The sequence below is a fragment of the Lysinibacillus sp. Y5S-8 genome (genome assembly GCF_036894365.1).
Classification (GTDB): Bacteria; Bacillota; Bacilli; order Bacillales_A; family Planococcaceae; genus Lysinibacillus; species Lysinibacillus fusiformis_D.
Map to the genome: position 1 here is coordinate 26258 of NZ_CP145889.1, position 25349 is coordinate 51606.

Here is a 25349-nt window from a genome sequence, read left to right on the forward strand (position 1 = left end):
GAGCACATGAATGTTATAAAGCATTCATGTGCTTTTTCACATTTTAGCATAGTCCTGCATAAGCTAATAGGCGAAAGGATGTGGCTAAATGTGTGGAATTACAGGATGGGCTAGTTTTCAAAGGGATTTAAGAACAAGTGACACAATTTTAAAATCGATGACACAAACATTAAATAAAAGAGGGCCGGATGATGAAAATATTTGGTGTAGTGAGCATATTGCATTTGGCCATCGACGATTGGCAGTTATCGATTTAATTGGCGGCAAACAGCCAATGAAAAAAATATATGATGGCGTAAACTATGTCATTACATACAATGGCGAACTTTATAATACGGAAGAGTTACGTAAAGAACTTTTAAAAAGAGGACACAGCTTTACAACACATTCAGATACGGAAGTGTTATTAACTGCCTATATTGAGTGGAAAGAAAAATGTGTAGATTTTTTAAATGGCATTTTTGCCTTCGGTGTTTGGGATGAGCAAACACAATCACTATTTTTATGCCGAGATCGATTAGGTGTGAAACCTTTGTATTATACAGAGCAACAAGGCGGTGTGCTTTTTGCATCTGAAGTGAAGGCCTTGTTGGCACATCCGACGGTTCAAGCAAGTGTAAATGTGGAAGGATTGGCAAGTATGATGGCTGTAGGACCCTCTAGAGCACCAGGCAAGACACTTTTTCAAAATATCGAGGAATTAAGACCGGGATATGCTATGCGGTTTTCCAGAGAAGGCTTGAAAAAGTGGCCATATTGGCAGCTACAAAGCCAAAGGCATGAAGAAACATTAGAGGAAACTACTGAGCATGTTCGTTTTTTATTGACGGATGCTATTGAACGTCAACTTATTTCAGATGTACCTATTTGTACATTTCTTTCAGGTGGACTTGATTCCAGTATTATTACCGGCATTGCAGCAAATAGATTTCAACAACAAAATCATAAATTGCATACATTTTCTATCGATTACGAAGATAATGAACGTTTCTTTAATCCACATGCTTTCCAAACATCAACGGATACGTATTGGATTCAAAAAATGACGGATACTTTCCAGACAACACATCATGCAGAGGAAATCACGCAACAGCAGTTAATTGATTTATTAGTAGAATCGGTGATCGTCCGGGATTCTCCTGGAATGGCAGATGTCGACTCATCGTTATTATGGTTTTGTCGAGAAATAAAAAAAGATTTTACTGTAGCATTATCAGGAGAGTGTGCAGATGAAATTTTTGGTGGATACCCATGGTTTCAAGAAAAAACTTCGGGTTTTCCTTGGATTCGTTCATTGTCTGAAAGAGGTGGATTACTTCAAGAGAAGTGGGATAAAAAATTAAAAATTGAGTCCTATGCACATCAACTCTACACACAAACAATGGCTGAAGTACCGTTGTTAGATGGAGAAAGTCCGGCAGAAGCAAGACATCGAGAAATGTTTTATTTAAATATGCTCTGGTTCATGCAAACATTGTTAGAAAGAAAAGATCGTATGAGCATGGGGGCAAGTTTAGAGGTGCGTGTTCCTTTTGCAGATCATAGGCTTGTGGAATATGCTTGGAATATTCCGTGGGAAATGAAGAATTTGGATGGAATAGAAAAAGGGTTACTTCGAAAATCAATGGCACACTTATTACCTGATGAAGTGTTGTATCGTAAAAAGAATCCTTATCCTAAAACGTACCATCCTGTTTATACAGCAGGTGTTCAAAAATGGTTGAAAGAAATCCTTCACGATAAAAATTCAATTTTACATGAACTATTTGAACGACAAAAGCTTGCAGAGTTAATTGAATCTGGAGGTAGCTCTTTTAAAATTCCATGGTATGGGCAATTAATGGCAGGGCCTCAGCTTTTAGCATATTTAGGGCAAATTCATACATGGTTTGAACACTATCAGATTCAATTGATTGAAACGTAAGTGAAAATGACCTATCTACTAACTAGTAGACGGGTCATTTTTTTCTATTTCCCAACAATCCATCAGTTGTTCAATGGATTGTTCAATTGTTTGAACAGGTATTCCACCAAAGCCAAGTAAAAATTGAGCATGTGAAGATTCATAATGGTCTAGTCTATAAGCAGATAACGGATAAATACCAATCTCCGCTTGAGAAGCAAGTTGTTGTAATTGTTTTTCTGATAAAATATGCTGTACTTCTAATAAAATATGCATTCCAGCTTGTTCACCAGTTATTTTAATCGCTGAAGAATATTTTTCTAAAAAGGAGGTTAGCTTATCATGTTTTTTTCGATAAACTTTACGCATTCGATTAAGGTGCTTTGCAAAATGCCCGTCTCGCATAAAATTTGCCACGATATGCTGATCGAAGCGAGGTACAGTAGATGAATAATAATTAAAGACATCGTTATATGTGGCAAGTAGTTTAGGTGGAAGTACAAAATAAGCTACTCGCAAGGATGGCATTAATGACTTTGTAAAAGTACTCATGTAAATCACTTTATCATTTCGGTCTAAGGCATGTAGTGCAGGAATTGGTTTTCCAGCATAACGAAATTCCGAATCATAATCATCTTCAATAATATAACGTGAGGAGCTCTGAGCAGCCCAATTTAAAGCTTGTGCCCGTCTAGTGGCAGATAATACCGCACCGGTAGGAAATTGGTGTGAGGGTGTAACATAAACGACATTAGCGCTCGTTTTTTCAAGCTCATGAATAATAATTCCCTCTTCATCCACTGCAATCGGATAGACTTTTCGTCTATGCTGCGAAAACATACGATGCACGGCTGGGTACCCTGGGTTTTCTAGGGCAAAGCAGGTATCGTCGTTAAAAAGACGTAGGATCATAGGCAGAAGCTGTTCAGTACCAGAGCCAATTACGATTTGCTCTGGATGACAGACAACACCGCGTGATTGATATAGATAATTTGCAATCTCAGTACGTAAAGAAAGTTCACCTTGAGGTTCACCTGTTAATAATAATTCTTTTGAGGTATCGTCAAAAAGCTCTTTCGCATACTTTCTCCATGTTTGAAACGGAAAGGCATCGATATCAATAGAACCAGGATTAAAATCAATTTTGTATGTTTTTTTCTTTGGATGCTCATTGACGGAGGTTACATTGTCTTGCTGAATGTAGGGTAGTTCATCTATTTCTTCAACAAAGTAGCCAATCCGTGATTTAGACATAATATAACCTTCAGCTAATAACTGTGCATAAGCAATTTCAATTGTTGTTTGAGAAATGTTTAAAAAATCGGATAATTTTCTTTTTGACGGTAATTTTTCTCCTACCATTATTTTCTTGGAAATAATAGCATCCTTAATACCGTTATAAAGTTGATCATAAAGCGGTTTATCACTATCTCTTTCAAGCTGAAATAAAAGCATATCCATGTTGTATAACCTCCTGACCCTATGATTGTTTTGAAAACTGGATATTTTTATATGGTCAATTTCTATTATACTAAACTTCATCATAAAGGTGGAGGTTAGAAAATGAAACAAACAGGTACAGAGTTAGTAAAACGTGGAATGGCAGAAATGCAAAAGGGCGGCGTTATTATGGACGTCATTAATGCAGAGCAAGCAAAAATAGCAGAAGCAGCAGGCGCTGTAGCCGTTATGGCATTAGAAAGGGTACCTTCAGATATTCGTAAGGCAGGTGGCGTTGCACGTATGGCTGATCCCCGTATTGTGGAGGAAGTAATGGCGACTGTAACTATTCCTGTTATGGCAAAGGCACGTATAGGGCATATCGTTGAAGCACGCGTTTTAGAGGCAATGGGGGTTGATTATATTGACGAAAGTGAAGTTTTAACACCAGCAGATGAAGAATACCATTTATTAAAAAGTGATTACACAGTACCGTTTGTGTGCGGCTGTCGTGATTTAGGTGAAGCAGCCCGTCGTATCGGAGAAGGCGCGTCAATGCTACGAACAAAAGGTGAACCAGGAACAGGGAATATAGTGGAGGCAGTTCGACATATTCGCAAAGTAAATGCTCAGGTACGTAAAGTAGTGGGTATGACAGAAGATGAATTAATGACGGAGGCAAAATTACTGGGGGCTCCTTTCGAATTATTAAGAGAAATTAAACGTCTTGGTCGTTTACCAGTAGTAAATTTTGCGGCGGGTGGTGTTGCTACGCCAGCCGATGCTGCATTAATGATGGAGCTTGGAGCTGATGGCGTTTTCGTGGGCTCTGGTATTTTTAAATCCGAAAATCCAGAAAAATTTGCGCGTGCTATTGTGGAGGCGACTACCCACTATAAAGACTATAAGCTAATTGCTGAAATATCAAAAGAGCTCGGTGTACCAATGAAGGGTATTGATATTGCACAGCTTGGGCAAAACGAACGTATGCAAGAGCGAGGCTGGTAAAATGAAACGAATTGGTGTTTTAGCATTACAAGGAGCAGTTCGTGAGCATGTCCAAATGTTAGAAGCGCTTGATTGTGAAGCGGTTTTAGTAAAACAGAAGAAGGATTTAGTAAATCTCGATGGACTTGTATTACCTGGTGGGGAAAGCACGACAATGCGAAAATTGCTGGACCGTTTTGACCTACTAGAGCCAATCCGTGAACTTGCACAGCAAGGTTTACCGGTGTTTGGCACATGCGCAGGATTAATTTTATTAGCCAATCAATTAGTGGATGACGAACCGCATTTAGCAGTTATGGATGTGACGGTAGCAAGAAATTCATTTGGACGTCAGATAGATAGCTTCGAAGTTCAACTGGATATTCCTAAAATAGGTGCACGTATTCCAGCAGTTTTTATTCGTGCACCTCATATTGAAGCGGTAGGTAAAGATGTTGATGTTCTCGCTCAGCATGACGGAAAAATAATTTTGGCGCAAGATGGTCATTTATTAGGTTGTTCGTTTCATCCTGAATTAACAGCAGATATGCGAATTCTTGAATATTTTGTCTCCTCTATGGTATGACTTGCAAAATTTGTTTTCATATAGTACAGTATGGTTAAAATTTAAATAATTGAACACGATGATGGGAAGTAGTAGCAAGCACGTTTTTTTTAGAGAGTCAGCGGTTGGTGGAAGCTGATAAAAGCACTTGTGAATCCGTCCTGGAGTTGCACAGTCGAAGTGAGTGAAGTAGGCTGTAGCCGGCTGAAATGCCGTTATAAAATAAGTGGATTAGGCATACGCCTAGTCAATTAGGGTGGCAACGCGGGTAGCTCTCGTCCCTTTCCAGGGATGAGGGCTTTTTTGTGTTTATTTTGATGCAACAATTTCCCATCATTAAAGAAACTATTGGAGGTATGAATATGTTAGATATTAAACGTGTACGCGATAATTTCGCAGAAATTAAAGAAATGCTATTAACACGTAATGAAGATTTAGGTAACTTAGATGACTTTGAAGGCTTAGATGCAAAGCGTCGTGAATTAATTGCTAAAACGGAAGAATTAAAAGCAGAACGTAATAAAGTATCTGAACAAATTTCAATTATGAAGCGCAACAAGGAAAACGCAGATGAAGTCATTGCTCGTATGCGTCAGGTAGGCGATGAAATTAAAGAATTAGACAATCAATTAAATGATGTAGAAGAGCGCTTTAAAGATATGATGATGCGTTTACCAAACATTCCTCATGAATCTGTACCAGTAGGCACAACAGAGGACGACAATGTTGAAGAATATACTTGGGGCGAAATTCCAGCATTTGATTTTGATATTAAAGCACACTGGGATCTAGCGACAGATTTGAAAATTGTGGATTTTGAACGTGGCGCAAAAGTAACAGGTAGCCGTTTCTTATTCTACCGTGGTCTTGGAGCTCGTTTAGAACGTGCATTAATGACGTTCATGATGGATTTACATGCAGAAGAGCATGGCTATGAGGAAATGCTACCACCTGTTATTGTAAATCGTGATAGCTTAACAGGTACTGGACAGCTTCCAAAATTCGAGGAAGATGTATTCAAATTAGAAGAAACGGATTATTTCATGATTCCAACAGCAGAGGTTCCAGTAACGAACTTCTATCGTGATGAAATATTACCAGCTGAGGCTTTACCACAAGGCTTTGCTGCGTACAGTGCATGCTTCCGCTCAGAGGCAGGTTCTGCAGGTCGTGATACACGTGGTTTAATCCGTCAACACCAATTCAATAAAGTAGAACTAGTTCGTTTTGTAAAACCAGAGGAATCATACGAACAGTTAGAGCTATTAACAGGTCATGCTGAAAAAGTACTGCAATTATTAGGATTACCATATCGTAAACTAAAAATGTGTACAGCCGATTTAGGCTTTACTGCAGCGAAGAAATATGATTTAGAAGTGTGGATTCCAGCACAAAACATGTACCGTGAAATTTCTTCTTGTTCTAACTTTGAGGATTTCCAAGCACGACGTGCAAATATCCGCTTCCGTCGTGAGCCAAATGCAAAACCAGAGTATGTTCACACATTAAATGGTTCAGGTCTTGCCATTGGTCGTACAGTTGCGGCTATCCTGGAAAACTATCAACAAGCTGATGGAAGCGTAGTGATTCCTGAAGTTTTAAGACCTTATATGGGTGGTAAAGACGTAATCGCACCAAAATAAAAAACAAATAAAAGCTGTTTTAGACCATCCTTTAGGGGAGAATCTAAAATAGCTTTTTTTAATTTCTAAAATAGAGTAAATAAGAAACTACTGTTGAAAAATTAAATCATCAACAGTAGTCTTTTTAAAAAATGTTAGCGAAGGCGAACGCGATGTTTCACAGAAAAATTGTGTTCATTAGAGAGTAAGTAAATAATACCCTCAACAAAAGCTATAATGGAAGGTATATAGGTCCAGCAAAAAATAAGATAAATGATTCCTTGAAAAACCTTACCTAAATAAAATTTATGAATGCCGAACCCTCCCAAAAATATAGCGAGAACCCCAGCTACATTTTTACTTTTTATAGGCCAAGAAGGATCGATACCATCATACATAGGAACTTGTTGTGGCTGCGTTTGATAAACAGGCTGTGATGGTTGCTGATAGATTGGTTGTTGCACAATTTGTTGTTCATTTTGGAAATTAAATTTTTCCCCGCAATATTTACATTGAGTTAATGTGATATCAGCAGGTGCACCACATTGTGGACATACGATATTGCTCATGTTAATACCTCCAATTGTATTCTAAGTATATATTTGAAAAATCGTTATGGAAAAAACTGTTGAATTTATTTAACCTGAGCGCCACAATTATTACAAAACTTTGAATTAACGTCTATTTCTTGTCCACATGAACAAACAGATTTGAGTAAAATAATTCCACAAGAACTACAAAATTTAGAAGATTCTTCGTTTTCATTGTGACAGGAATGACATGTAATGACCTTTCGTACTAAATTTTCCCCACATAGATTGCAAAACTTACTACTAGATGAAATACTACCATGACAAGAAGGGCAAATTTTATGTGTAGCCTGATGACCAGGTTGCTGTACTTGCTGGTTCATCATTGATGCCATTCCTTGTCCTACACCCAAGCCAACTCCACCAGTTGCAAATAACCCAGCTACTCCATTTTCATTTGATGCAGCCGACTCATAAACATCAAAGCTACGTTGTGTTACATAACGATTGTCACCCATAATTTCAAACTTTGCTTTATCTTGTAAAATTTCATTTATTTTTTCAAAATCTTCTTCAGGGAAATTAATTGATTGAATATGGAAATGTGCTGTTATAAAGCCGTATTTAATAAATTCTTCTGATATTTTTTCTTTTAAACTATTTGAAATATTGTGAAGCTCCGGTGTTATTTCCAATGCAGAAATTTTCTCATTAATAATTTTACTTGCAAGTTCAGTTTTTACAGATGTAATAAGGGAACCTTTAAAATAATCTTGTACCTTTTCAAAACTAACAATATCATCTTTATTCATAGAGCCAATAACTTCTGTAAAGAATAATAAGTAGTCATCAAGTCGAAGAGCTAATTGTCCAAATGCTCTTATACGCAATTTTACAAAGTATTTTGGATCAATTAACTGAATAGGATCAGTAGTTCCCCAATATAGATCCATTTTTACTGTGAGATTTATAAAGTAAATCTCTGCTGAGAAGGGAGTTTCCCCTCCATAAGCAAAATTTACAATGTTATGAAGTATAGGTAGGTTATTAGTTGACAAAACATGTGTTCCTGAATTGAAAACGTCACATATTTGACCGCCCTTTACAAAAATAGCTACTTGTCCTTCATTGACGATAAGTGTAGTGCCAAGTACTAGCTTATCAGTTGGATGCTTGTAAATTAACCAATCACGTGAACGTAATCCATCGAACTTCACTCTATCAAGAATAGGCATTAACATACAACCCCTTATTTATTTACTAAAAAAACTAAATTGTAACTAGTTATATTCTCCCTTTTCAGTTTATGTATGTCAATGATTTATAGTGCTGAATTTCAGTGTTATTACAAGTAGTGTTATGAAAATGCCACTGCTACAAATTAAGAAGGTATCTTATCAAAGACACCTTCTTTTTTCTTTTTATATTAAATTTTATTATTAATTAGGTTTTTCCTTTTCAGCGATTACCGCTTGTCGTGCCTTTTTCTCTGCCTTCTTTCGTTCACGTAAAGTTCGGAAAAAATCGGTTAAAATTTGTCCACATTCATCTGCTAAGATTCCTTCAGATACTTCACATTCATGGTTAAAGCGTGCATCGTTTAATAAACGATAGAGTGAATCTACACAACCTGCTTTGATATCTCTTGCACCATAGACAACACGTGGTACACGAGATTGCAAAATTGCACCTGCGCACATTGGGCAAGGTTCAAGCGTAACATAGAGTGTTGTTTTTTCGAGACGCCAGCTGCCGATTTTTTTACAAGCCTCTTGAATAACCATTAGCTCAGCATGTGTTGTTGCATTTTGTGTTGTTTCTCGTAAATTATGAGCTTTTGCAATAATTTCCCCATTGTAAACAAGTACAGCACCTATAGGCACTTCCCCAAGTATAGCTGCTTTTTTGGCTTCCTTTAATGCTTGTTTCATAAATAGACGATCTGTTTCAAAAATATCCACTAAAAACCTCTCCTTATAAAGTAGTTTATCCTGCTTAATTGGTAATTGCTACTTTTAACTTTCTTTCAACGGGTGTCAAGGAATCGGAAAGGAGCTCGTTGTGTAAGCACAAAGCTAAATCTGAACGTAATTATGCCTCAGTATAGTTGATTATTGACATTCCTAAAATAACCCTATATATTTATATATGAACACATGCTCATATATAAATATTCAAGAATGGGGTAAACTTTTATGGATGAAACAATAAAAAGTTCAGAAACGCAAAAAATTGCAATTCAGCATTTAGATGAAGAGACATTATTTGTAGTATCTCAAACCTTTAAAGCATTGAGTGATCCGACTCGAATTCGCATTTTAAACTTACTTTGTACAGATGAACATTCAGTCAACGACATTGCTGAAATTTTAGATTTAGGCCAATCGACTGTTTCTCATCAATTACGTTTTTTAAAAAATTTACGCTTAGTGAAATTTCGAAGAGAGGGAACAACCTTGTATTATTCTAAGGATGACGATCACATTATGAATTTATTGAAGCAAGCTATTGAGCATGCGACACATAATTAAATGAAATGGAGGAATACAAATGGGACATCAACACGATCACGGTCATGATCATACACATGGTGCAAATAAAAAAGTGTTATTACTGTCGTTTATTATTATTACAGGCTATATGATAGTAGAGGCAATTGGTGGTTTTTTAACGAATAGCTTAGCTCTTTTATCAGACGCAGGTCATATGTTAAGTGACTCTATCTCTTTAGGTATTGCGATGTTAGCCTTTATGTTTGGAGAAAAGGCGGCTAGCTATAGTAAAACGTATGGCTATAAACGATTTGAAATTTTAGCTGCTGTATTAAATGGTATTACATTAATAGGGATAGCATTATTTATTTTCTATGAAGCGTTTAAACGCTTTGCCAATCCGCCTGAAGTAGCTACTTCAGGAATGCTTATTATTAGTACGATTGGTTTGTTCATTAATATTTTAGTGGCATGGATTATGATGCGTGGCAGTGACACAAAAGATAATTTAAATATGCGTGGCGCTTTTTTACATGTACTTAGCGATATGCTAGGGTCTGTAGGGGCAATTGTTGCGGCTTTATTAATTATGTTTTTTGGCTGGGGCTGGGCAGATCCACTTGCGAGCGTAATTGTTGCTTTATTAGTAGTAAGAAGTGGCTACTATGTCACAAAGGCTTCAATCCATGTCTTAATGGAAGGAACACCTTCAAATGTAGATGTTCAGGAGATTATTCAACTAATAGAACAGACGGATGGAATAAAAAGTATCCATGATCTACACATCTGGACAATTACTAGTGGAACGAATGCATTGTCCTGTCATGCGGTTGTCAATGAACAGTTAAAAATAGCTGATGGTGAGCATATTCTACGAAAAATTGAACATAATCTTGAGCATAAGGGTATTAAGCATGTAACCATTCAATTAGAAACGGCATCACATCAACATGAAAATACAATTTTATGCCAATTAAAAAATGATCATGAGCATCATCATGAATAAAAAAATTTTTATGACTTGCATACCCTTCTTGGGTATAGTATTATGAAGTTGAGATAGGAGGGGTAGAATGGAAGACACAGTAAAAGATGATGTTTGTCATACAGAGGGAGCTACGTCTTGTCGAAAAAGTCATCACCCTGAGCGTGTGAAAAAGGATTTAACAACGCGCTTAAATCGTATTGAAGGCCAGATTCGCGGCATTAAAGGAATGATTGATAAAGACGTTTACTGTGATGATATTATTACGCAACTATCTGCTACACAGTCAGCATTAAATAGTGTGGCGAAAATATTATTAGAAGGTCACTTAAAGGGTTGTGTTGTAGATCGTTTATCAGAGGGCGATGAAGCGGTTTTAGATGAGTTAGTAGTAACGATTCAAAAGTTAATGAAAAAATAAATATAAACCATATTAAAAGGAGAGATTTTATTATGCAAAACGTAACGTTAAATGTACAAGGAATGTCATGTGGCCATTGTGTAAGTGCAGTTGAAAAAAATGTTGGTGCTTTAGCTGGTGTTGAACAAGTAAAAGTTAATTTAGCAGATGGTTTAGTTGATGTTGCATTTGATGATGCACAAGTATCCATTGATCAAATTAAAGAGACAATTGATGATCAAGGCTATGATGTAAAATAGTAGTTGCAGAGTGCTCCTGTAGCACTCTCTTATTTTCAAAAATATATACCCCCTGTCGGTATGAGGAGAGGTGAAAGGTAAATGAGTTCTGATATAAAAGAAGCGAATTTGCAAATTACAGGCATGACGTGTGCAGCCTGTGCCACTCGTATAGAAAAAGGCTTAAATAAAATGGATGGGGTAGAACAAGCGACGGTTAATTTAGCGCTAGAAAAATCATCTATTAAGTATGACTCAAAAAAGCTAACTGAAGAAGATTTTGAAAAGAAAATAGAAGCACTAGGTTATGGTGTTGTTAAACAAAAGACTGAGCTTGATATTACGGGTATGACATGTGCAGCTTGTGCGACTCGCATTGAAAAAGGGTTAAATAAGCTAAGTGGTATTTCTTCTGCCAATGTTAACCTAGCACTGGAGAAAGCGGTGATTGAGTTTAATCCATCAGAAGTGTCCATGGCAGATATCATTGCAAAGGTAGAGAAGTTAGGCTATGGTGCTCATCAAAAGGCAGATGAGCAGGAAACAGTGGATTACCGTGAAAAAGCCATTAAACAGCAACAACGGAAATTTATTTTTTCGGCTATTCTTTCTTTACCATTGCTTTGGACGATGGTCGGCCATTTTTCCTTTACGTCATTTTTATATGTGCCAGAATTCCTTATGAATCCATGGGTCCAAATGCTATTGGCTACTCCTGTGCAATTTATTATTGGTAAGCAATTTTATGTAGGTGCCTATAAAGCATTACGCAATGGCAGTGCAAATATGGATGTACTTGTGGTCATGGGGACATCAGCAGCTTATTTCTATAGTGTCTATCAAGCAATTGTGACGATAGGATCACATCATGGTCCACATCTTTATTTTGAAACGAGTGCAGTTTTAATTACATTAATTTTATTAGGTAAATTATTTGAAGCAAAAGCAAAGGGACGCTCATCTGAAGCCATAAAAAAACTAATGGGACTTCAAGCCAAAACCGCTATTGTTGTACGTGATGGTGTAGAAAAAGAGATTCCTTTAGAAGAAGTTATCATTGGCGATGTAATGTTAGTGAAACCAGGGGAAAAGATTCCAGTTGATGGCGAGGTAATAGAGGGAATAACAGCCGTTGACGAATCAATGTTAACAGGGGAAAGTCTACCAGTTGATAAAAAACAAGGCGATCCATTATTTGGTTCTACGATTAATAAAAATGGTTTTATTAAAATGATAGCGACAAAGGTTGGTCGTGATACAGCATTAGCGCAAATCATAAAAGTGGTAGAAGATGCTCAAGGATCAAAAGCACCGATTCAACGTTTGGCAGACCGAATTTCAGGGATTTTCGTACCAATCGTTGTTGGCATTGCAATTGTCACATTTTTAATTTGGATTATATGGGTTCGACCTGGTGAATTTACACCTGCTTTAGAGGTTTTAATTGCAGTACTTGTCATTGCTTGTCCATGTGCTCTTGGATTAGCAACGCCAACGTCAATAATGGCAGGCTCAGGACGTGCAGCTGAATTTGGTATTTTATTTAAAGGTGGAGAACATTTAGAACAAACACAAAGTATTGATACAGTAGTTGTAGATAAAACCGGTACAGTGACACATGGTAAACCTGAGCTTACAGATGTTTTATTAGCATCAGAGCAGGATGAAGTACGCTTTTTATCTTTAATTGGGGCAGCTGAGAAACAATCAGAGCACCCTCTAGCAGAAGCCATTGTACACGGTATAGAAGATCGTGGTATCGCTTTAGGTGAAGTTCAATTCTTCGAAGCAATACCTGGTTATGGTGTGCAGGCAACTGTCTCAGGTCAAGGTATTGTCATTGGTACACGTAAATTAATGCAACAATATGGAATTTATATTGATGATATATTACCAACCATGGAGCAACTAGAACGCAACGGCAAAACAGCGATGCTTGCTGCCATTAATGGTCGATATGCAGGCTTAGTAGCGGTCGCTGATACAGTGAAAGATACATCAAAAGAGGCTATTCATCGTTTACAGGATATGGGCATTACGGTCATCATGATGACTGGTGATAATGAACGGACTGCTCAAGCCATAGGAACAGAGGTAGGCGTAAATCATGTAATTGCTGAAGTATTACCTGAAGGCAAAGCAGATGAAGTGAAAAAGCTTCAAGCTCAAGGGAAAAAAGTAGCGATGGTAGGTGACGGTATTAATGATGCACCTGCACTGGCAACCGCAAATATTGGTATGGCAATCGGTACAGGAACAGACGTTGCGATGGAAGCGGCAGACATTACGCTAATTCGTGGTGACTTAAATAGTATCGCAGATGCCATTCTAATGAGTCGAAAAACAATGCGTAATATTAAACAAAATCTATTTTGGGCGTTTGCCTATAATACATTAGGTATTCCTATTGCTGCAATCGGTCTACTTGCTCCGTGGGTGGCAGGGGCGGCAATGGCTTTCAGTTCGGTATCGGTAGTATTGAATGCACTACGATTACAGCGAGTGAAATTATAAGAATTGTAAGGGCATTGGGAAGTATATTCTCGATGTCTTTTTTCTATGAATTAGAGAAAAATCTCGCAGAGAAATTTACTAGAACAATCAATAGGTTGATTCTGTTTTTCATTTTCCTACTATGATAGAATGAAAAGTACTGATTTATTTAATGAATGAGGTGCCAAATTAGGGCACAACGTGATAATCCATCGAACAAAAAGGAGGAACTTCTGGTGACGGTTCCATTTGTTACGGTAGAAGGTCCGATTGGTGTTGGTAAAACCTCTTTATCGAAAGAGATAGCAGCGACATTTAATTACCATCTATTAAAAGAAATTGTAGACGAAAACCCTTTTTTAAATAAGTTTTATGAAAACATTGAGGAGTGGAGTTTCCAAACGGAAATGTTCTTCCTTTGTAATCGCTATAAGCAATTAACGGATATTAAAAAATTTCGATTAGCGCATGCCAAACCGGTTGTAGCAGACTATCATATTTTTAAAAATTTAATATTTGCGAAACGTACATTGGCGCCAACTGAGTACGACAAGTACGAGGAAATCTATAGAATTTTAACGAAGGATATGCCTGTTCCAAATGTAGTGGTTTATTTACATGCCAGCGTTGAAACATTAATGAAGCGTATCGCCATGCGTGGTCGAGAATTTGAAAAGATGATTTCACGAGATTACATGGAGCAGCTTGTGGCTGATTATCATTCCTTTATCCAGCATTTTGAGAACATGCATCCTGAAATTCCAGTTATTCGATTTAATGGAGATCAGCTTGATTTTGTAAAAAATCCAAATGATTTAGAACATGTTTTAAAAATAATTAAAGATACGTTACAACAAAGGAGTTTGCAATAATGAATTTAAGAGAGAAGTATGATATTCCACCACAAACAGTCATCACTATTGCAGGAACTGTTGGTGTAGGAAAATCAACGATGACAAAGGCATTGGCAGAGGCACTAAACTTTCGTACATCATTCGAGAAAGTAGATACGAATCCATACCTTGATAAATTTTATGATGACTTTGAAAAATGGAGCTTTCATTTACAGGTTTACTTTTTAGCAGAGCGATTTAAAGAACAGAAGCGTATTTTTGAATATGGCGGAGGATTTGTACAAGATCGATCCATTTACGAAGATACTGGGATTTTTGCTAAGATGCACTATGATAAAGGAACAATGAGTCCGACAGATTATGAAACATATACAAATTTGTTTGATGCTATGGTGATGACACCCTATTTCCCACATCCAGATTTGCTTGTCTATCTTGAAGGACCAATTGATGCGGTTATTGGTCGTATTCAAGAGCGTGGACGTGCCATGGAGCAACAGACACCGAATGATTATTGGGTAGAAATGCATGAACGCTACGAAAACTGGATTAATAACTTTAATTCCTGTCCAGTTCTTCGTTTAGATATTAACGATTATGATTTATTAAAAAATCCTGATGCCATTGAATCAATTGTGAGCCGGATCAGTCATATGCTAAAACAAACAAGCCATTTACGAAAGTAAAAGTAAATGACCAAAAAACGTGAGACAATATATAGCTGATTGTTTCACGTTTTTTGAATAGGAGGGATTACTATAAGAATTGCAGTGTATTGCGGATCTGGTTTAGGTAAAAATCCTATTTATGCTGAGAAGGCGGCGGAGCTAGGTACAGCACTAGCTAACAGCGGTCATGGTGTGGTCTATGGTGGTTCTAAAACAGGGTTAATGGGGAAGGTAGCCGATGCTGTTTTAGCAGCGGGTGGAGAAGTAATTGGTGTGATGCCAACTCATTTACAGAAGAGAGAATTGGCACATGCCTCATTAACAGAGATTCATTTTGTAGACTCTATGCATATTCGTAAGGCTAAAATGGCAGAGTTAGCCGATGCCTTTATTGCTCTTCCTGGTGGCGCAGGAACTTTAGATGAATATTTTGAGGTATTTACTTGGGCACAGATTGGACTGCATGAAAAACCTGTCATTTTATATAATGTAAATGGATTCTATAATGCAATTTTGAAGCATTTTAAAATAATGCTAGAGGAAGACTTTATACGTGCAGAACAAAAGGCGCTCTTTCATGTGGCAACGACATCGAAAGGTGTTTTACGTTTATTAAAAAAACATGGGTGAGCATTCCCATGTTTTTTATGTAATATAAAAGTTAAATAATTATATTTTAAGTAAAAAAATAGAAATAGATGAGGTGTTGTATATGCACAGTGTAGATGCTCAAGTAACCGATGATTTAGTAGTACAAGCCATTGAACGTAATATAGCAATTATCCGCTTTAATATGGACAGAAGAGTAGCATACGTCAATGAGCTATTTGCTCAAACATTAGGTTATACCGTACAGGAGATGTTAGGAAAGCACCATAAAGAACTTTGCTTGCCTGATTTTACGAATAGTAGCGAGTACGATAAATTTTGGCGTAATCTAACAGCTGGAAATAGCTATCAGGATAAAGTTGAGCGAATCGATGCTAACGGTCAAAGAATTTGGTTGGAAGCGACATATATGCCTGTTTTCGCAAATAATACAAGAAAAGTAATAGGTGTTTCTAAAATAGCTGCTAATATTACTGAACGTCAAAATGAGATAATGAGCGTAGCCGACAAATTGAAGAGTATGTCTAAAGAGCTTTATCAGCGTTCAGAGGCTGGTATTCAAAATAGCCAGGACCTACTGGAAACCATTCAAGAAGTGTCTCAGGAATCAAATGAAAATGTAAGTAACCTTGCACAGCTTCAAAAACAAGCGGATTCTATAAAAGGCATTGTCAAAACGATTCAAGAGATTGCCTCACAAACTAATTTATTGGCTTTAAATGCGGCCATTGAAGCAGCTAGAGCTGGCGAATACGGTAGAGGTTTTGATGTAGTAGCCAAAGAGGTTCGAAAGCTTTCTGTAAGAGTTGAGCAATCCATTTCAGAAGTGAAAGATAATGTAGAAGGGATTGAACGAGAAATTGGTCAGGTGACAGACAGTATTACAAGGATAGCTGAAAAAGCAGATAAAACGAATGAACAAATTACCGTCACTACAAATGATTTTAGTGAAATTGCATCTGCTGCTGAAGCATTAGATGAACAATCCAAGCAGTTTATCGAAATCATTTAATCTTAAACAGGGCACTATCCTTTAAATAGATGATGCCATTTTAATATCAATACACATATTTCATAAAAAATAATGGTGAAATGCCGTTGTCATTTTTTCCATTTAGTTTCGATATATATTGAAATAGTCTATATTTTTTATTTACAATAATAGTGTAAGGCTTTCATCAATCATAATAGGGGTGTTATGTATGACAAAAGTGGAAGTAAGCTTTCAGCATCTACCAACTACAGCTATATCAGATGCGACAGGTGGGCATACCAATTTGCGTAGTGATATCAAGCCGTTAGCAGATCATTTTAAAATTGCAGGGCGAGCTGTGACTGTACGTTTACCAGATGGTGAAAATGGGGCAGTATTGGAAGCAATTAGAGCAGCGAATGAAGGGGATATTTTAGTAATTGATGCAAAAGGAAATACGAATAGAGCGGTAGCTGGAGATTTTGTGATTTCCTTAGCAAAGGGCATTGGTGTACAAGGTTTTGTTGTAGATGGCGTAATCCGTGATATTGAAGCAATTCAGGAGCTAAATTTCCCTGTATTTTCGTTAGGTTCTACTGTAGCTGCAGGCAATAAAAATGGTGGTGGTCAAGTAAACGTACCCATTGCCATAGGGGGAGTAACAGTTCTCCCTGGTGATTATATAATTGGGGATGTAGACGGTGTGATTGTCGTGCCACAGCAGGAGGCTGAAAAAATTGTAGCAGCAGCAGAAGCCAAACTCGAAAAAGATGAAAAGCGTGCACAGGAAGCACATGTCAATGGAAAAGAATCCATTATAGCTTATTTAGATAAAGTATTAGCAAAATAAAAAAACCCTCACGATGCCATCCAACATCGTGAGGATTTTTTTAACTTACGCTAGATTTTCATTATCATTAAAGTAATTTTTCATCTTTTCGCGATCGAAACGACCTTCCCATTTTGCCATTACTAATGACGCTAATGAGTTACCAATTACGTTAACAACTGTACGTCCCATATCAAGAATACGGTCAATACCAGCGATAAATGCTAGTCCTTCAAGTGGAATACCGACAGTACCTAAAGTTGCTAGAAGTACTACGAATGATACTCCTGGAACACCTGCAATCCCTTTAGATGTAACCATTAGTACAAGCATTAACGTAATTTGTTCACCAATGCTTAGGTGAATACCGTACATTTGAGCAATAAATAATGCTGCAATGGCTTGGTAGAGTGTTGATCCATCTAAGTTAAAGGAGTAACCAGTTGGTATAACAAAGGAAACAATATCCTTTGGCGCACCTAATTTCTCCATTTTCATCATAACACGTGGTAATACAGCTTCAGAACTTGCTGTAGAGAACGCTAAAATTAGTTCATCTTTTAATACTTTAATTAAATAGAAGATGCTAATTCCTGCGAATTTTGCCACAAGGCCAAGAACGACAAAGATAAAGAATAGCATTGTTGCATATACAAGAATCGCCAATTTGGCAAGTGGAACCAGGGAGGCAAACCCATATTTGGAAACGGTTACACCAATTAAACCAAATACCCCAAGTGGAGCGAATTTCATTACGAGGTTTGTTACCCAGAACATAGCATCTGCTACCCCTTGGAAGAAGTCTAAGACTGGTTTTCCTCGATCACCAACTGCAGCAACCCCTAAACCAAAAATAACTGAGAAGAAGATAATCGCAAGCATATCACCTTCAGCCATTGACTGAATGATATTTGTTGGGACAATGCCTACAATGATATCAAATGGCCCCTCATGCTGTACTTCTTCAGTTGTTGATACATACTTTGAAATATCACCTTGAGATAGTTCATTCATATTTATACCTGCACCAGGTTGGAAAATGTTCGCAGAAAGTAATCCAACTACGATGGCAACAGTTGTAATAATTTCAAAGTAAATAATAGATTTCCCGCCTAATCGTCCAAGTTGCTTCATATCTCCAGTACCAGCAACACCAACGATTAAAGTCGAAATTATAATCGGTACAACAATCATCTTAATAAGATGTAAAAATATATCCCCTAATGGTTGTAAATATGTCTCAATTTTGGGGTTTCCGTAAAAGATACCACCAATAATGATCCCTAAAATCAAACCGATTAAAATTTGAGCGGCTAAACTGATTTTAAATTTCTTTTTCAAATCCTTTGTACCTCCCCTAATATTAAATTTTCAGGACACGCCTTACTTTAATAATACAGAGGACTTACGGAATCCGACAAAATCCGAGAAAATTAATTTATTTTTGTTAAAATGTCTGAATATAAAACTTGAATAAATTTCTTAATATTAACCTTTGCTTTACGATTATCGTGGTCTTCAATTTGTGTCATGAGCTGGCGAATTTCTTTAAAATCAAAGTAGCGTGGGGCATAGTACTCGAATTCAGAGTTTGTATAATCAACAACCCCTAAATTAGCAAGATTAATCATTGCAGCTAATATTGTTCGGCGCACACGCTGTTCAATGGCTTTACTTTCCTTTAATATGTCATCGGGTGTAGCCTTTGTCACAGCTGCAATTTCTTCATACAGCTCCTTTAATGGAGGAAGAGGTGCAATCTTATGTTGATGTGCAAGTAATGTTTCTATAATGGCAATTATATCCTCACTACCAATTTCACCGACAATGCCCATATCATTTAAAATAGATTGAATATGATCTCGTGATGTTGCTTTATGAGCCTTTTGTTCAGTTAATTCAATGTTTGTAAGTGATTGACGTATAACTAACAGCGAATTTTTAAGTCGAAATTGTTCAGTTGTTTTTTTCAAAACATTTTCTACTTCGATACGGTTGATTGGTTTATGAATGAAGAAATCAATTCCTTGTTCATAGGCCTCACCAACCATTTCCTTATTCACAACTTGTGAAATCATAATAAATTGTCCCTCAAAACGATTTTGCATAAGTTGCTCAACTGTTGCTATACCATCGAGCTTGGGCATCAGTAAATCAATTAACACAAATTCTGGCTGCGTCATTAAAATCTGTGGTATGGCATCCTCACCATTACGTGCCTCACCAATAACTGTACCTAGCCCGCTATCTTCAATAATTTGTTTTAACATAACACGACTTGCACGATCATCGTCTACAATAAAATACCTCATTTAAGTCTCTCCCGTTTGAATAGTTTGCGTAGGAATTATGATTTTAAACGTTGTATATTGATCGTCTGAATCAACGGTTATTGAGCCTTTTAATTTTTCTACTAATTCAGCAACGTGTGAAAGCCCAATGCCAGTTGCCGCTACACCATCAATATTGAACTTGGTTGTGTATCCAGGTTCAAAGATAACAGAAATATCTGCTTGTGAAATTCCTTGTCCATTATCACATACTGTTATTACAGTATTATCTTCTTGGCGCCCAATAGCAATAGAAATGATACCTTGTTCTTCAATAGCCTCAACAGCATTGGCAGATAAGTTATTTAAAAGAGCAAGGAGTGCAATATGTTCCTTTGTTTGAAAATCGAAGTCTATACATGTATTAAATTGTATATCCTTACCGAGTAATTCAGCGTATTTCCTATTGCCTTCCTCAATATAATGCAATAATTCAGACAATACAAAAGGGCCGAAGCTTCTTTCGCCCACAATCTTCGAAATACCAGCATATATACGTTGAGAATCTTTCTTCACTTCATGGATTTCCTGGGCAATATGAAGTGCCTGTAAACTTTCAGTTCGATAACCTAGCACTTTTAACTGTCGATATAATTCATAACCGCTGGCTGTAATAGTTTCAATATGGTTCATTGATTTTTTTAAGTATAGGGTCTCAACATAGAGGTCAGAGCCGATATTGAGCATTTCTTGTACTCGTTTTTTTTGCTCAGCAATCAAAATAGAGCTATAAATACCTACTACAAAAAAACTGCGTAACATAGCTACGGCTAATAGGATCAGGAGGTCATGAAGAAATAAAAAAGTATAATTTTGGACAAAAAATCGAAAAATTTGTTCTGCTAAATTACTAATAACCTCACTAAAGGCGACGAGTAAACCAAGTTTTAAAGGTTTTTCTCTATATTGTTGAATATCTAAAATTTGTAGGCACACTGCAAACAATACATAAAATAATGCGGCTGGTAAATGGTTAAATAGACTCTCAGAAATTGGAACGTTGTGTAACGTGGAATTAATAACACGAAAAATTGTTGTCACTATACTTGTTGCAATACCGGCTAAAATAATCGGTGTAGGCTTAAGTAGTGTGCATAAAAAGAAGATGATCGTACCTAAACCAAAACGGAATGTTGTATTAGCAAATGGCATAATTTTAATTTCACTACCAATTGCGGTCAGGACAGCAATAATGAAAATCCAAGTAAGGGAAGCACGTATCATAGATAATTTCGATTGCAATATTACAACCTCCCATCATTCATATAATAAAAAATACCACAACCGAGGCGGAAGTGGTATCTAACAAGTAATACATACAATTTTGGCAAAAAAAAACGGCTACAATTGTAGTCGGAAATTTTAAAAATGGAGGAGGTAGAGGGATTCGAACCCCCGCGCGGTGTTACCCGCCTGTCGGTTTTCAAGACCGATCCCTTCAGCCAGACTTGGGTATACCTCCATGTTATATTGCTCTGCTGTCTTATCGACAAAAATAAATTTATCATAACTAGAGACACTCGTCAATATTTTTTTGAAAAAAATTTAAGTAGTTTATTCAGGGCTTGGAAATAAATAATTTGTGCATTAAGTTGCAATTTATACAAACTGTCAGTATACTAGTTATTGCCGTGCTAGGTGGGAAGGTAGCGGTGTCCTGTAACTCGCAATCCGCTCTAGCGAGACTGAATTCCTTTTTCGAGGCTGTCCGTATTGTTTGGTCTGCCTTTTGCACGTAGTGTTGACGATTGGGTCCTGCGCAATGGATACCCATGAACCATGTCAGGTCCGGAAGGAAGCAGCATTAAGTGGTCTTATCCATGTGCCGCGGGGTTGCCTAATCCGAGCTAACGACAAGAGTAACGCTTATGTGCGGCTGTCAAGGAAAGGTGCACGGCATTAACTTGCCAATTCAAAGCATCCGTCTACTATAAGGCGGGTGCTTTTTTATTTTTAAATTTAGTAACTTCATTTTCTATATAAGAAGGCAAATGCTATAATATAACTATTCAATTAAATGGAGAAGGAGAGAGGAAATCAGTGACGTATCAAGCATTTTATCGTGTGTATCGACCGCAATCTTTTCGAGAAATGTCTGGCCAAGCACATGTCAAAAGAACGCTACAAAATGCTCTCCTAGCAAATAAAACAACGCATGCTTACTTATTTTCTGGGCCGCGTGGTACAGGGAAAACAAGTACAGCCAAAATCTTTGCGAAGGCCTTAAATTGTGAACATGCACCATCGAAAGAACCGTGTAATGAATGCGCTACATGCATAAGTATTACGGATGGCTCCCATCCTGATGTCATTGAATTTGACGCGGCTTCGAATTCACGTGTTGAAGAGATTAGGGATATTATAGAAAAGGTTCGCTTTGCTCCTGCAAGCAGTAGATATAAGGTGTACATCATAGACGAAGTGCATATGCTTTCTACAAGTGCCTTTAACGCTCTTTTAAAAACTTTGGAAGAGCCACCTCCTCATGCTGTATTTATTTTAGCAACGACAGAGCCTCACAAATTGCCTGCAACGATTATTTCTCGTTGTCAGCGCTTTGATTTTAAGCGACTTTCTACCAATGATATTATTGAACGTATGAAGGTTGTCCTAGAAGATATTGATTTACCATATGAAGAACAAGGTTTAAAGGTGATCGCACAATCAGCCGCAGGAGGAATGCGTGATGCTTTAAGTTTGCTAGACCAAGTTGTGTCATTTAGTGGGGAAAAATTAAAGCTTGAGGACACATTATTAGTTACAGGTTCAATTAGTCAGGATGTTTTTTATGACTTAGCTGAAGCATTGAAAGTAAAAGATGTTGCTCAAATGCTAGCTCTTTTAGAGCAACTTATAGCTGATGGCAAGGATCCCTTGCGTCTTTCAGAAGATTTAATTACTTTTTTCCGCGATTTACTATTACTTCAAACAAGTGATAATTTAGCTGAACTTTTAGAGTTAGTGTCCCCTGAGGAGCGTGTATTTACTTTAGCACACGAATTTGCTCCAGATATGCTTTATGGCTATATTGATATACTCGCAAAAATACAGCAGGAGATGCGTTTCTCTCACCATACGAAAATTTACTTAGAAACAGCATTGCTTAAAATGGCACAATTTTCGGGAGGGTTAGCGCATCAAACAGTGGCTATGAACGAAACTGTACAAAGCTCAGAACTCACGCAAAAGGTGGTAGCGCTTGAGCAGATGGTTCAACAATTATCCTTGCAACTGCAAACAGGAACTCCTGTGCAAACGACGTCAGCGCAAAAAGAGCAAAGACCTCGTGCTAAAAACCCGAATGGCTATAAAGCACCCACTGGTCGTATTCAGGAAGTGTTGAAAGATGCTACAAAGCAAGATGTGCAACGTATCAAGTCAGTTTGGGCACAAGCATTAAATCAAATGCAAAAATCTCAATCGGCTCTTTTAGCAGAGGCTGAACCTGTTGCGGCATCTTCGAGTGCTTTTGTGTTAAAATTCAAGTATGATATTCATTGTCAGATGGTTGCCGATAACCAATCTTTAAAGGCTCACTTTACACAATTAATTGCTGGGCAAACTGGTACAATGTACGAGATGCTATGTATACCAGAAGAATCTTGGTTGAAAATGCGTGAAGAGTTTATCCGTGATCACAGTCTACAGCAAAAGAAATCACAGGCTGTCTCAGAGCATGGAGAAGAATTATTAGAGCCACCACCGGCAGAAATGCCAGATGAACCATTTATCGATGATGCCCAACCTCTTGCTTCACAAGATCCACTTGTGACAGAGGCTGAAAAGCTCTTTGGTAAAGATTTTGTTGAAATTATTGAAGATTAAATTTTTAGGAGGAAGACATTTATGCGTGGAATGGGAAATATGCAAGGTATGATGAAAAAGATGCAAAAAATGCAAAAGGAAATGATGGAGGCTCAAGAGGCTTTAAATGCTGAGCAATTTGAAGGTGTTGCAGGCGGCGGCATGGTAAAAGTAACAGTTTCTGGTCAGCGTGAAGTAGTGTCAGTAAATCTAGATGAAGCTGTAGTAGACCCAGAAGACATCGAAATGTTACAAGACCTAATTGTTATTGCAACAAATGAAGCGTTGAAAAAGGTAGAAGAAAAAACAAACTCAACGATGGGTAAATTCACTCAAGGCTTAAACCTTCCATTCTAGGAGGTAATCATATGTACTACCCAGAACCAATATCTAAATTGATCGATAGTTTTATGAAATTGCCAGGTATCGGGCCGAAAACCGCGGCTCGTCTGGCGTTTTTTGTGTTATCTATGAAAGAAGACGATGTATTATCTTTCTCTAAAGCATTGATTGATGCTAAACGAAACCTGAGTTACTGTTCTGTCTGTGGCAATATAACAGATGTAGACCCATGTCACATTTGTGCAGACAAGCAGCGAGATCATTCTATTATTTGTGTTGTGCAAGATACAAAGGATGTTATTGCAATGGAAAAAATGCGTGACTACAACGGCATGTATCATGTACTTCAAGGTGCAATTTCTCCAATGGATGGTATCGGTCCAGAGGATATTAATGTTGCTTCCTTGTTAGTGCGTTTGCAAGATGAAAGTGTACAAGAGCTTATTTTAGCTACGAATTCAACAATTGAAGGTGAGGCAACAGCTATGTACATATCTCGCCTTGTCAAACCTTCAGGGATTCGTACGACTCGTATTGCGCATGGATTGCCAGTAGGGGGAGATTTAGAATACGCAGATGAGGTTACGCTATCTAAGGCAATGGAAGGCCGACGCGAATTATGAGTGAGGGATTAATATGTTCTTCCGTAGTAAAGGAAAGTTAAAAAAAGAATTCGATGATAGGCTTGTGAATCTTATAAAAGAAACAAAAGAGGATTTACAGCAGGCGAAGATAATAGAAGAATTAATGGATGACTATGATCTCGGGGTAATTGCTCAACGCAAAACAGCAGAAAGTATTCATTTCTATTTATTTAAGGAAGCTAGAATTCGCAAGGTATTAATAAAATAGTTCTTATTTAAATATTCATAGAAGCGATACAGGAAACATAAACTTTCATAATTATTTAATTGAGGGGGCAACCATATTGTCTTGGTTAGTAATTATGAGTATTAGTATTCCTGTAGGGCTTCTTTTTCTTTATGTAATAATAAGACATGCTAAACTAGGTAAGATTTTAGAAGGGTTATCGGTGTTTTGGTTTAGATTTGCATTTGCTTTTCTATTATTATTTATAATCCATTTAGGTATTGGTTATATAGGATATAATGTACCCATCAATCTATTTTCAGTCTTAACTATTGCCGTCTTAGGTATTCCGGGTGTATTAGGAATAACAGCTTTAATATTTTTTTTATAAAAAGCTTGCAATATGAAAAGAATATGATATAGTTATAAAAGTCGCTAATATAACTGATTGAAACGAAAATAAATTAAAAATTC

26 protein-coding genes, 1 tRNA gene, 1 other RNA gene and 1 other annotated feature are annotated in these 25349 nt (G+C 37.2%); of the genes, 20 read left to right on the forward strand and 8 right to left on the reverse strand.

The window, feature by feature from the left end; genetic code table 11:
• Nucleotides 1–88: 88 nt before the first annotated feature.
• Complete coding sequence (gene asnB, locus V6670_RS00100) at nucleotides 89–1924, forward strand: asparagine synthase (glutamine-hydrolyzing) (RefSeq protein WP_338652198.1); 1836 nt, start codon at nucleotides 89–91, stop codon at nucleotides 1922–1924.
• A gap of 18 nt (nucleotides 1925–1942) precedes the next feature.
• On the opposite strand, the gene V6670_RS00105 is transcribed toward asnB, so the two are convergent.
• A complete protein-coding gene (locus tag V6670_RS00105) occupies nucleotides 1943–3364 on the reverse strand; it encodes a PLP-dependent aminotransferase family protein (RefSeq protein WP_338652200.1) in 1422 nt (473 codons plus the stop codon).
• Between the two features lie 102 nt (nucleotides 3365–3466).
• Here V6670_RS00105 and pdxS point away from each other — a divergent pair, with 102 nt between their 5' ends.
• The 3 genes from pdxS to serS all read left to right on the forward strand — a co-directional run bounded on the left by pdxS (nucleotide 3467) and on the right by serS (nucleotide 6538).
• The gene (pdxS, locus tag V6670_RS00110) at nucleotides 3467–4351 is read left to right on the forward strand and encodes a pyridoxal 5'-phosphate synthase lyase subunit PdxS (protein WP_338652201.1); all 885 of its coding nucleotides are present in this window, start codon (nucleotides 3467–3469) and stop codon (nucleotides 4349–4351) included.
• A 1-nt stretch (nucleotide 4352) separates the two neighbouring features.
• Nucleotides 4353–4916 (forward strand): pyridoxal 5'-phosphate synthase glutaminase subunit PdxT, encoded by a 564-nt coding sequence (gene pdxT, locus V6670_RS00115; RefSeq protein ID WP_338652202.1) that lies wholly within the window; start codon nucleotides 4353–4355, stop codon nucleotides 4914–4916.
• Between the two features lie 49 nt (nucleotides 4917–4965).
• Nucleotides 4966–5181, forward strand: a binding site (T-box leader).
• A gap of 76 nt (nucleotides 5182–5257) precedes the next feature.
• Entirely contained in the window at nucleotides 5258–6538 is a 1281-nt protein-coding gene (gene serS, locus V6670_RS00120; protein ID WP_141905872.1) for a serine--tRNA ligase, read from the forward strand.
• A gap of 134 nt (nucleotides 6539–6672) precedes the next feature.
• Here the strand turns inward: serS and V6670_RS00125 are convergent, their stop codons facing one another.
• The 3 genes from V6670_RS00125 to tadA form a co-directional block, all read right to left on the reverse strand.
• Nucleotides 6673–6915, reverse strand: coding sequence for a TM2 domain-containing protein (locus V6670_RS00125; protein WP_338654417.1), 243 nt, complete (start codon nucleotides 6913–6915; stop codon nucleotides 6673–6675).
• A 236-nt stretch (nucleotides 6916–7151) separates the two neighbouring features.
• A complete protein-coding gene (locus tag V6670_RS00130) occupies nucleotides 7152–8282 on the reverse strand; it encodes an SPFH domain-containing protein (RefSeq protein ID WP_338652203.1) in 1131 nt (376 codons plus the stop codon).
• Nucleotides 8283–8486: 204 nt separating this feature from the next.
• On the reverse strand, nucleotides 8487–9008 hold the full coding sequence (tadA, locus tag V6670_RS00135) for a tRNA adenosine(34) deaminase TadA (protein ID WP_338652204.1): 522 nt from the start codon (nucleotides 9006–9008) through the stop codon (nucleotides 8487–8489).
• A gap of 234 nt (nucleotides 9009–9242) precedes the next feature.
• Between tadA and V6670_RS00140 the strand changes: the two genes are divergently transcribed.
• The 10 genes from V6670_RS00140 (at nucleotide 9243) to V6670_RS00185 (ending at nucleotide 17610) form a co-directional block, all read left to right on the forward strand.
• Entirely contained in the window at nucleotides 9243–9578 is a 336-nt protein-coding gene (locus V6670_RS00140) for a metalloregulator ArsR/SmtB family transcription factor (RefSeq protein WP_036122070.1), read from the forward strand.
• 19 nt (nucleotides 9579–9597) lie between these two features.
• The gene (locus V6670_RS00145) at nucleotides 9598–10545 is read left to right on the forward strand and encodes a cation diffusion facilitator family transporter (RefSeq protein WP_058843216.1); all 948 of its coding nucleotides are present in this window, start codon (nucleotides 9598–9600) and stop codon (nucleotides 10543–10545) included.
• A 67-nt stretch (nucleotides 10546–10612) separates the two neighbouring features.
• On the forward strand, nucleotides 10613–10945 hold the full coding sequence (locus tag V6670_RS00150) for a metal-sensitive transcriptional regulator (protein ID WP_036122075.1): 333 nt from the start codon (nucleotides 10613–10615) through the stop codon (nucleotides 10943–10945).
• 32 nt (nucleotides 10946–10977) lie between these two features.
• Entirely contained in the window at nucleotides 10978–11184 is a 207-nt protein-coding gene (gene copZ, locus V6670_RS00155) for a copper chaperone CopZ (RefSeq protein WP_058843215.1), read from the forward strand.
• Between the two features lie 81 nt (nucleotides 11185–11265).
• Nucleotides 11266–13677 (forward strand): heavy metal translocating P-type ATPase, encoded by a 2412-nt coding sequence (locus V6670_RS00160; protein WP_101966290.1) that lies wholly within the window; start codon nucleotides 11266–11268, stop codon nucleotides 13675–13677.
• Nucleotides 13678–13892: 215 nt separating this feature from the next.
• Complete coding sequence (locus V6670_RS00165; RefSeq protein WP_036122083.1) at nucleotides 13893–14528, forward strand: deoxynucleoside kinase; 636 nt, start codon at nucleotides 13893–13895, stop codon at nucleotides 14526–14528.
• Nucleotides 14528–15196: a deoxynucleoside kinase gene (locus tag V6670_RS00170; RefSeq protein WP_036122086.1), complete on the forward strand. Its 669-nt coding sequence runs from the start codon at nucleotides 14528–14530 to the stop codon at nucleotides 15194–15196. The genes V6670_RS00165 and V6670_RS00170 overlap by 1 nt, the downstream gene beginning before the upstream one ends.
• 84 nt (nucleotides 15197–15280) lie before the next feature.
• Complete coding sequence (locus V6670_RS00175) at nucleotides 15281–15808, forward strand: TIGR00730 family Rossman fold protein (RefSeq protein ID WP_058843213.1); 528 nt, start codon at nucleotides 15281–15283, stop codon at nucleotides 15806–15808.
• An 82-nt stretch (nucleotides 15809–15890) separates the two neighbouring features.
• Complete coding sequence (locus tag V6670_RS00180) at nucleotides 15891–16799, forward strand: methyl-accepting chemotaxis protein (protein WP_338652205.1); 909 nt, start codon at nucleotides 15891–15893, stop codon at nucleotides 16797–16799.
• Nucleotides 16800–16989: 190 nt separating this feature from the next.
• A complete protein-coding gene (locus V6670_RS00185) occupies nucleotides 16990–17610 on the forward strand; it encodes an RraA family protein (protein ID WP_338652206.1) in 621 nt (206 codons plus the stop codon).
• A 45-nt stretch (nucleotides 17611–17655) separates the two neighbouring features.
• On the opposite strand, the gene V6670_RS00190 is transcribed toward V6670_RS00185, so the two are convergent.
• The 4 genes from V6670_RS00190 to V6670_RS00205 form a co-directional block, all read right to left on the reverse strand.
• Nucleotides 17656–18930: a cation:dicarboxylase symporter family transporter gene (locus V6670_RS00190; RefSeq protein WP_141905877.1), complete on the reverse strand. Its 1275-nt coding sequence runs from the start codon at nucleotides 18928–18930 to the stop codon at nucleotides 17656–17658.
• Nucleotides 18931–19022: 92 nt separating this feature from the next.
• Nucleotides 19023–19901, reverse strand: coding sequence for a response regulator (locus V6670_RS00195; RefSeq protein ID WP_338652207.1), 879 nt, complete (start codon nucleotides 19899–19901; stop codon nucleotides 19023–19025).
• Nucleotides 19902–21161, reverse strand: a complete 1260-nt coding sequence (locus V6670_RS00200; RefSeq protein ID WP_338652208.1) for an ATP-binding protein — start codon at nucleotides 21159–21161, stop codon at nucleotides 19902–19904.
• A 127-nt stretch (nucleotides 21162–21288) separates the two neighbouring features.
• Nucleotides 21289–21381 (reverse strand) — tRNA-Ser (locus V6670_RS00205).
• A gap of 167 nt (nucleotides 21382–21548) precedes the next feature.
• Here V6670_RS00205 and ffs point away from each other — a divergent pair.
• The 6 genes from ffs to V6670_RS00235 all read left to right on the forward strand — a co-directional run bounded on the left by ffs (nucleotide 21549) and on the right by V6670_RS00235 (nucleotide 25266).
• Nucleotides 21549–21816: signal recognition particle sRNA large type (gene ffs / locus V6670_RS00210), an RNA gene on the forward strand.
• Between the two features lie 143 nt (nucleotides 21817–21959).
• On the forward strand, nucleotides 21960–23744 hold the full coding sequence (gene dnaX, locus V6670_RS00215) for a DNA polymerase III subunit gamma/tau (RefSeq protein WP_330494076.1): 1785 nt from the start codon (nucleotides 21960–21962) through the stop codon (nucleotides 23742–23744).
• A gap of 21 nt (nucleotides 23745–23765) precedes the next feature.
• Nucleotides 23766–24080, forward strand: a complete 315-nt coding sequence (locus V6670_RS00220) for a YbaB/EbfC family nucleoid-associated protein (RefSeq protein ID WP_036122138.1) — start codon at nucleotides 23766–23768, stop codon at nucleotides 24078–24080.
• A gap of 11 nt (nucleotides 24081–24091) precedes the next feature.
• Nucleotides 24092–24688, forward strand: coding sequence for a recombination mediator RecR (recR, locus tag V6670_RS00225; protein ID WP_036122141.1), 597 nt, complete (start codon nucleotides 24092–24094; stop codon nucleotides 24686–24688).
• A 13-nt stretch (nucleotides 24689–24701) separates the two neighbouring features.
• Nucleotides 24702–24917 carry a YaaL family protein gene (locus V6670_RS00230; protein ID WP_036122143.1) on the forward strand — a complete coding sequence of 72 codons (216 nt, stop codon included), beginning with the start codon at nucleotides 24702–24704 and terminating at the stop codon, nucleotides 24915–24917.
• A 76-nt stretch (nucleotides 24918–24993) separates the two neighbouring features.
• Nucleotides 24994–25266, forward strand: a complete 273-nt coding sequence (locus tag V6670_RS00235; RefSeq protein WP_036122146.1) for a pro-sigmaK processing inhibitor BofA family protein — start codon at nucleotides 24994–24996, stop codon at nucleotides 25264–25266.
• Nucleotides 25267–25349: the final 83 nt, after the last annotated feature.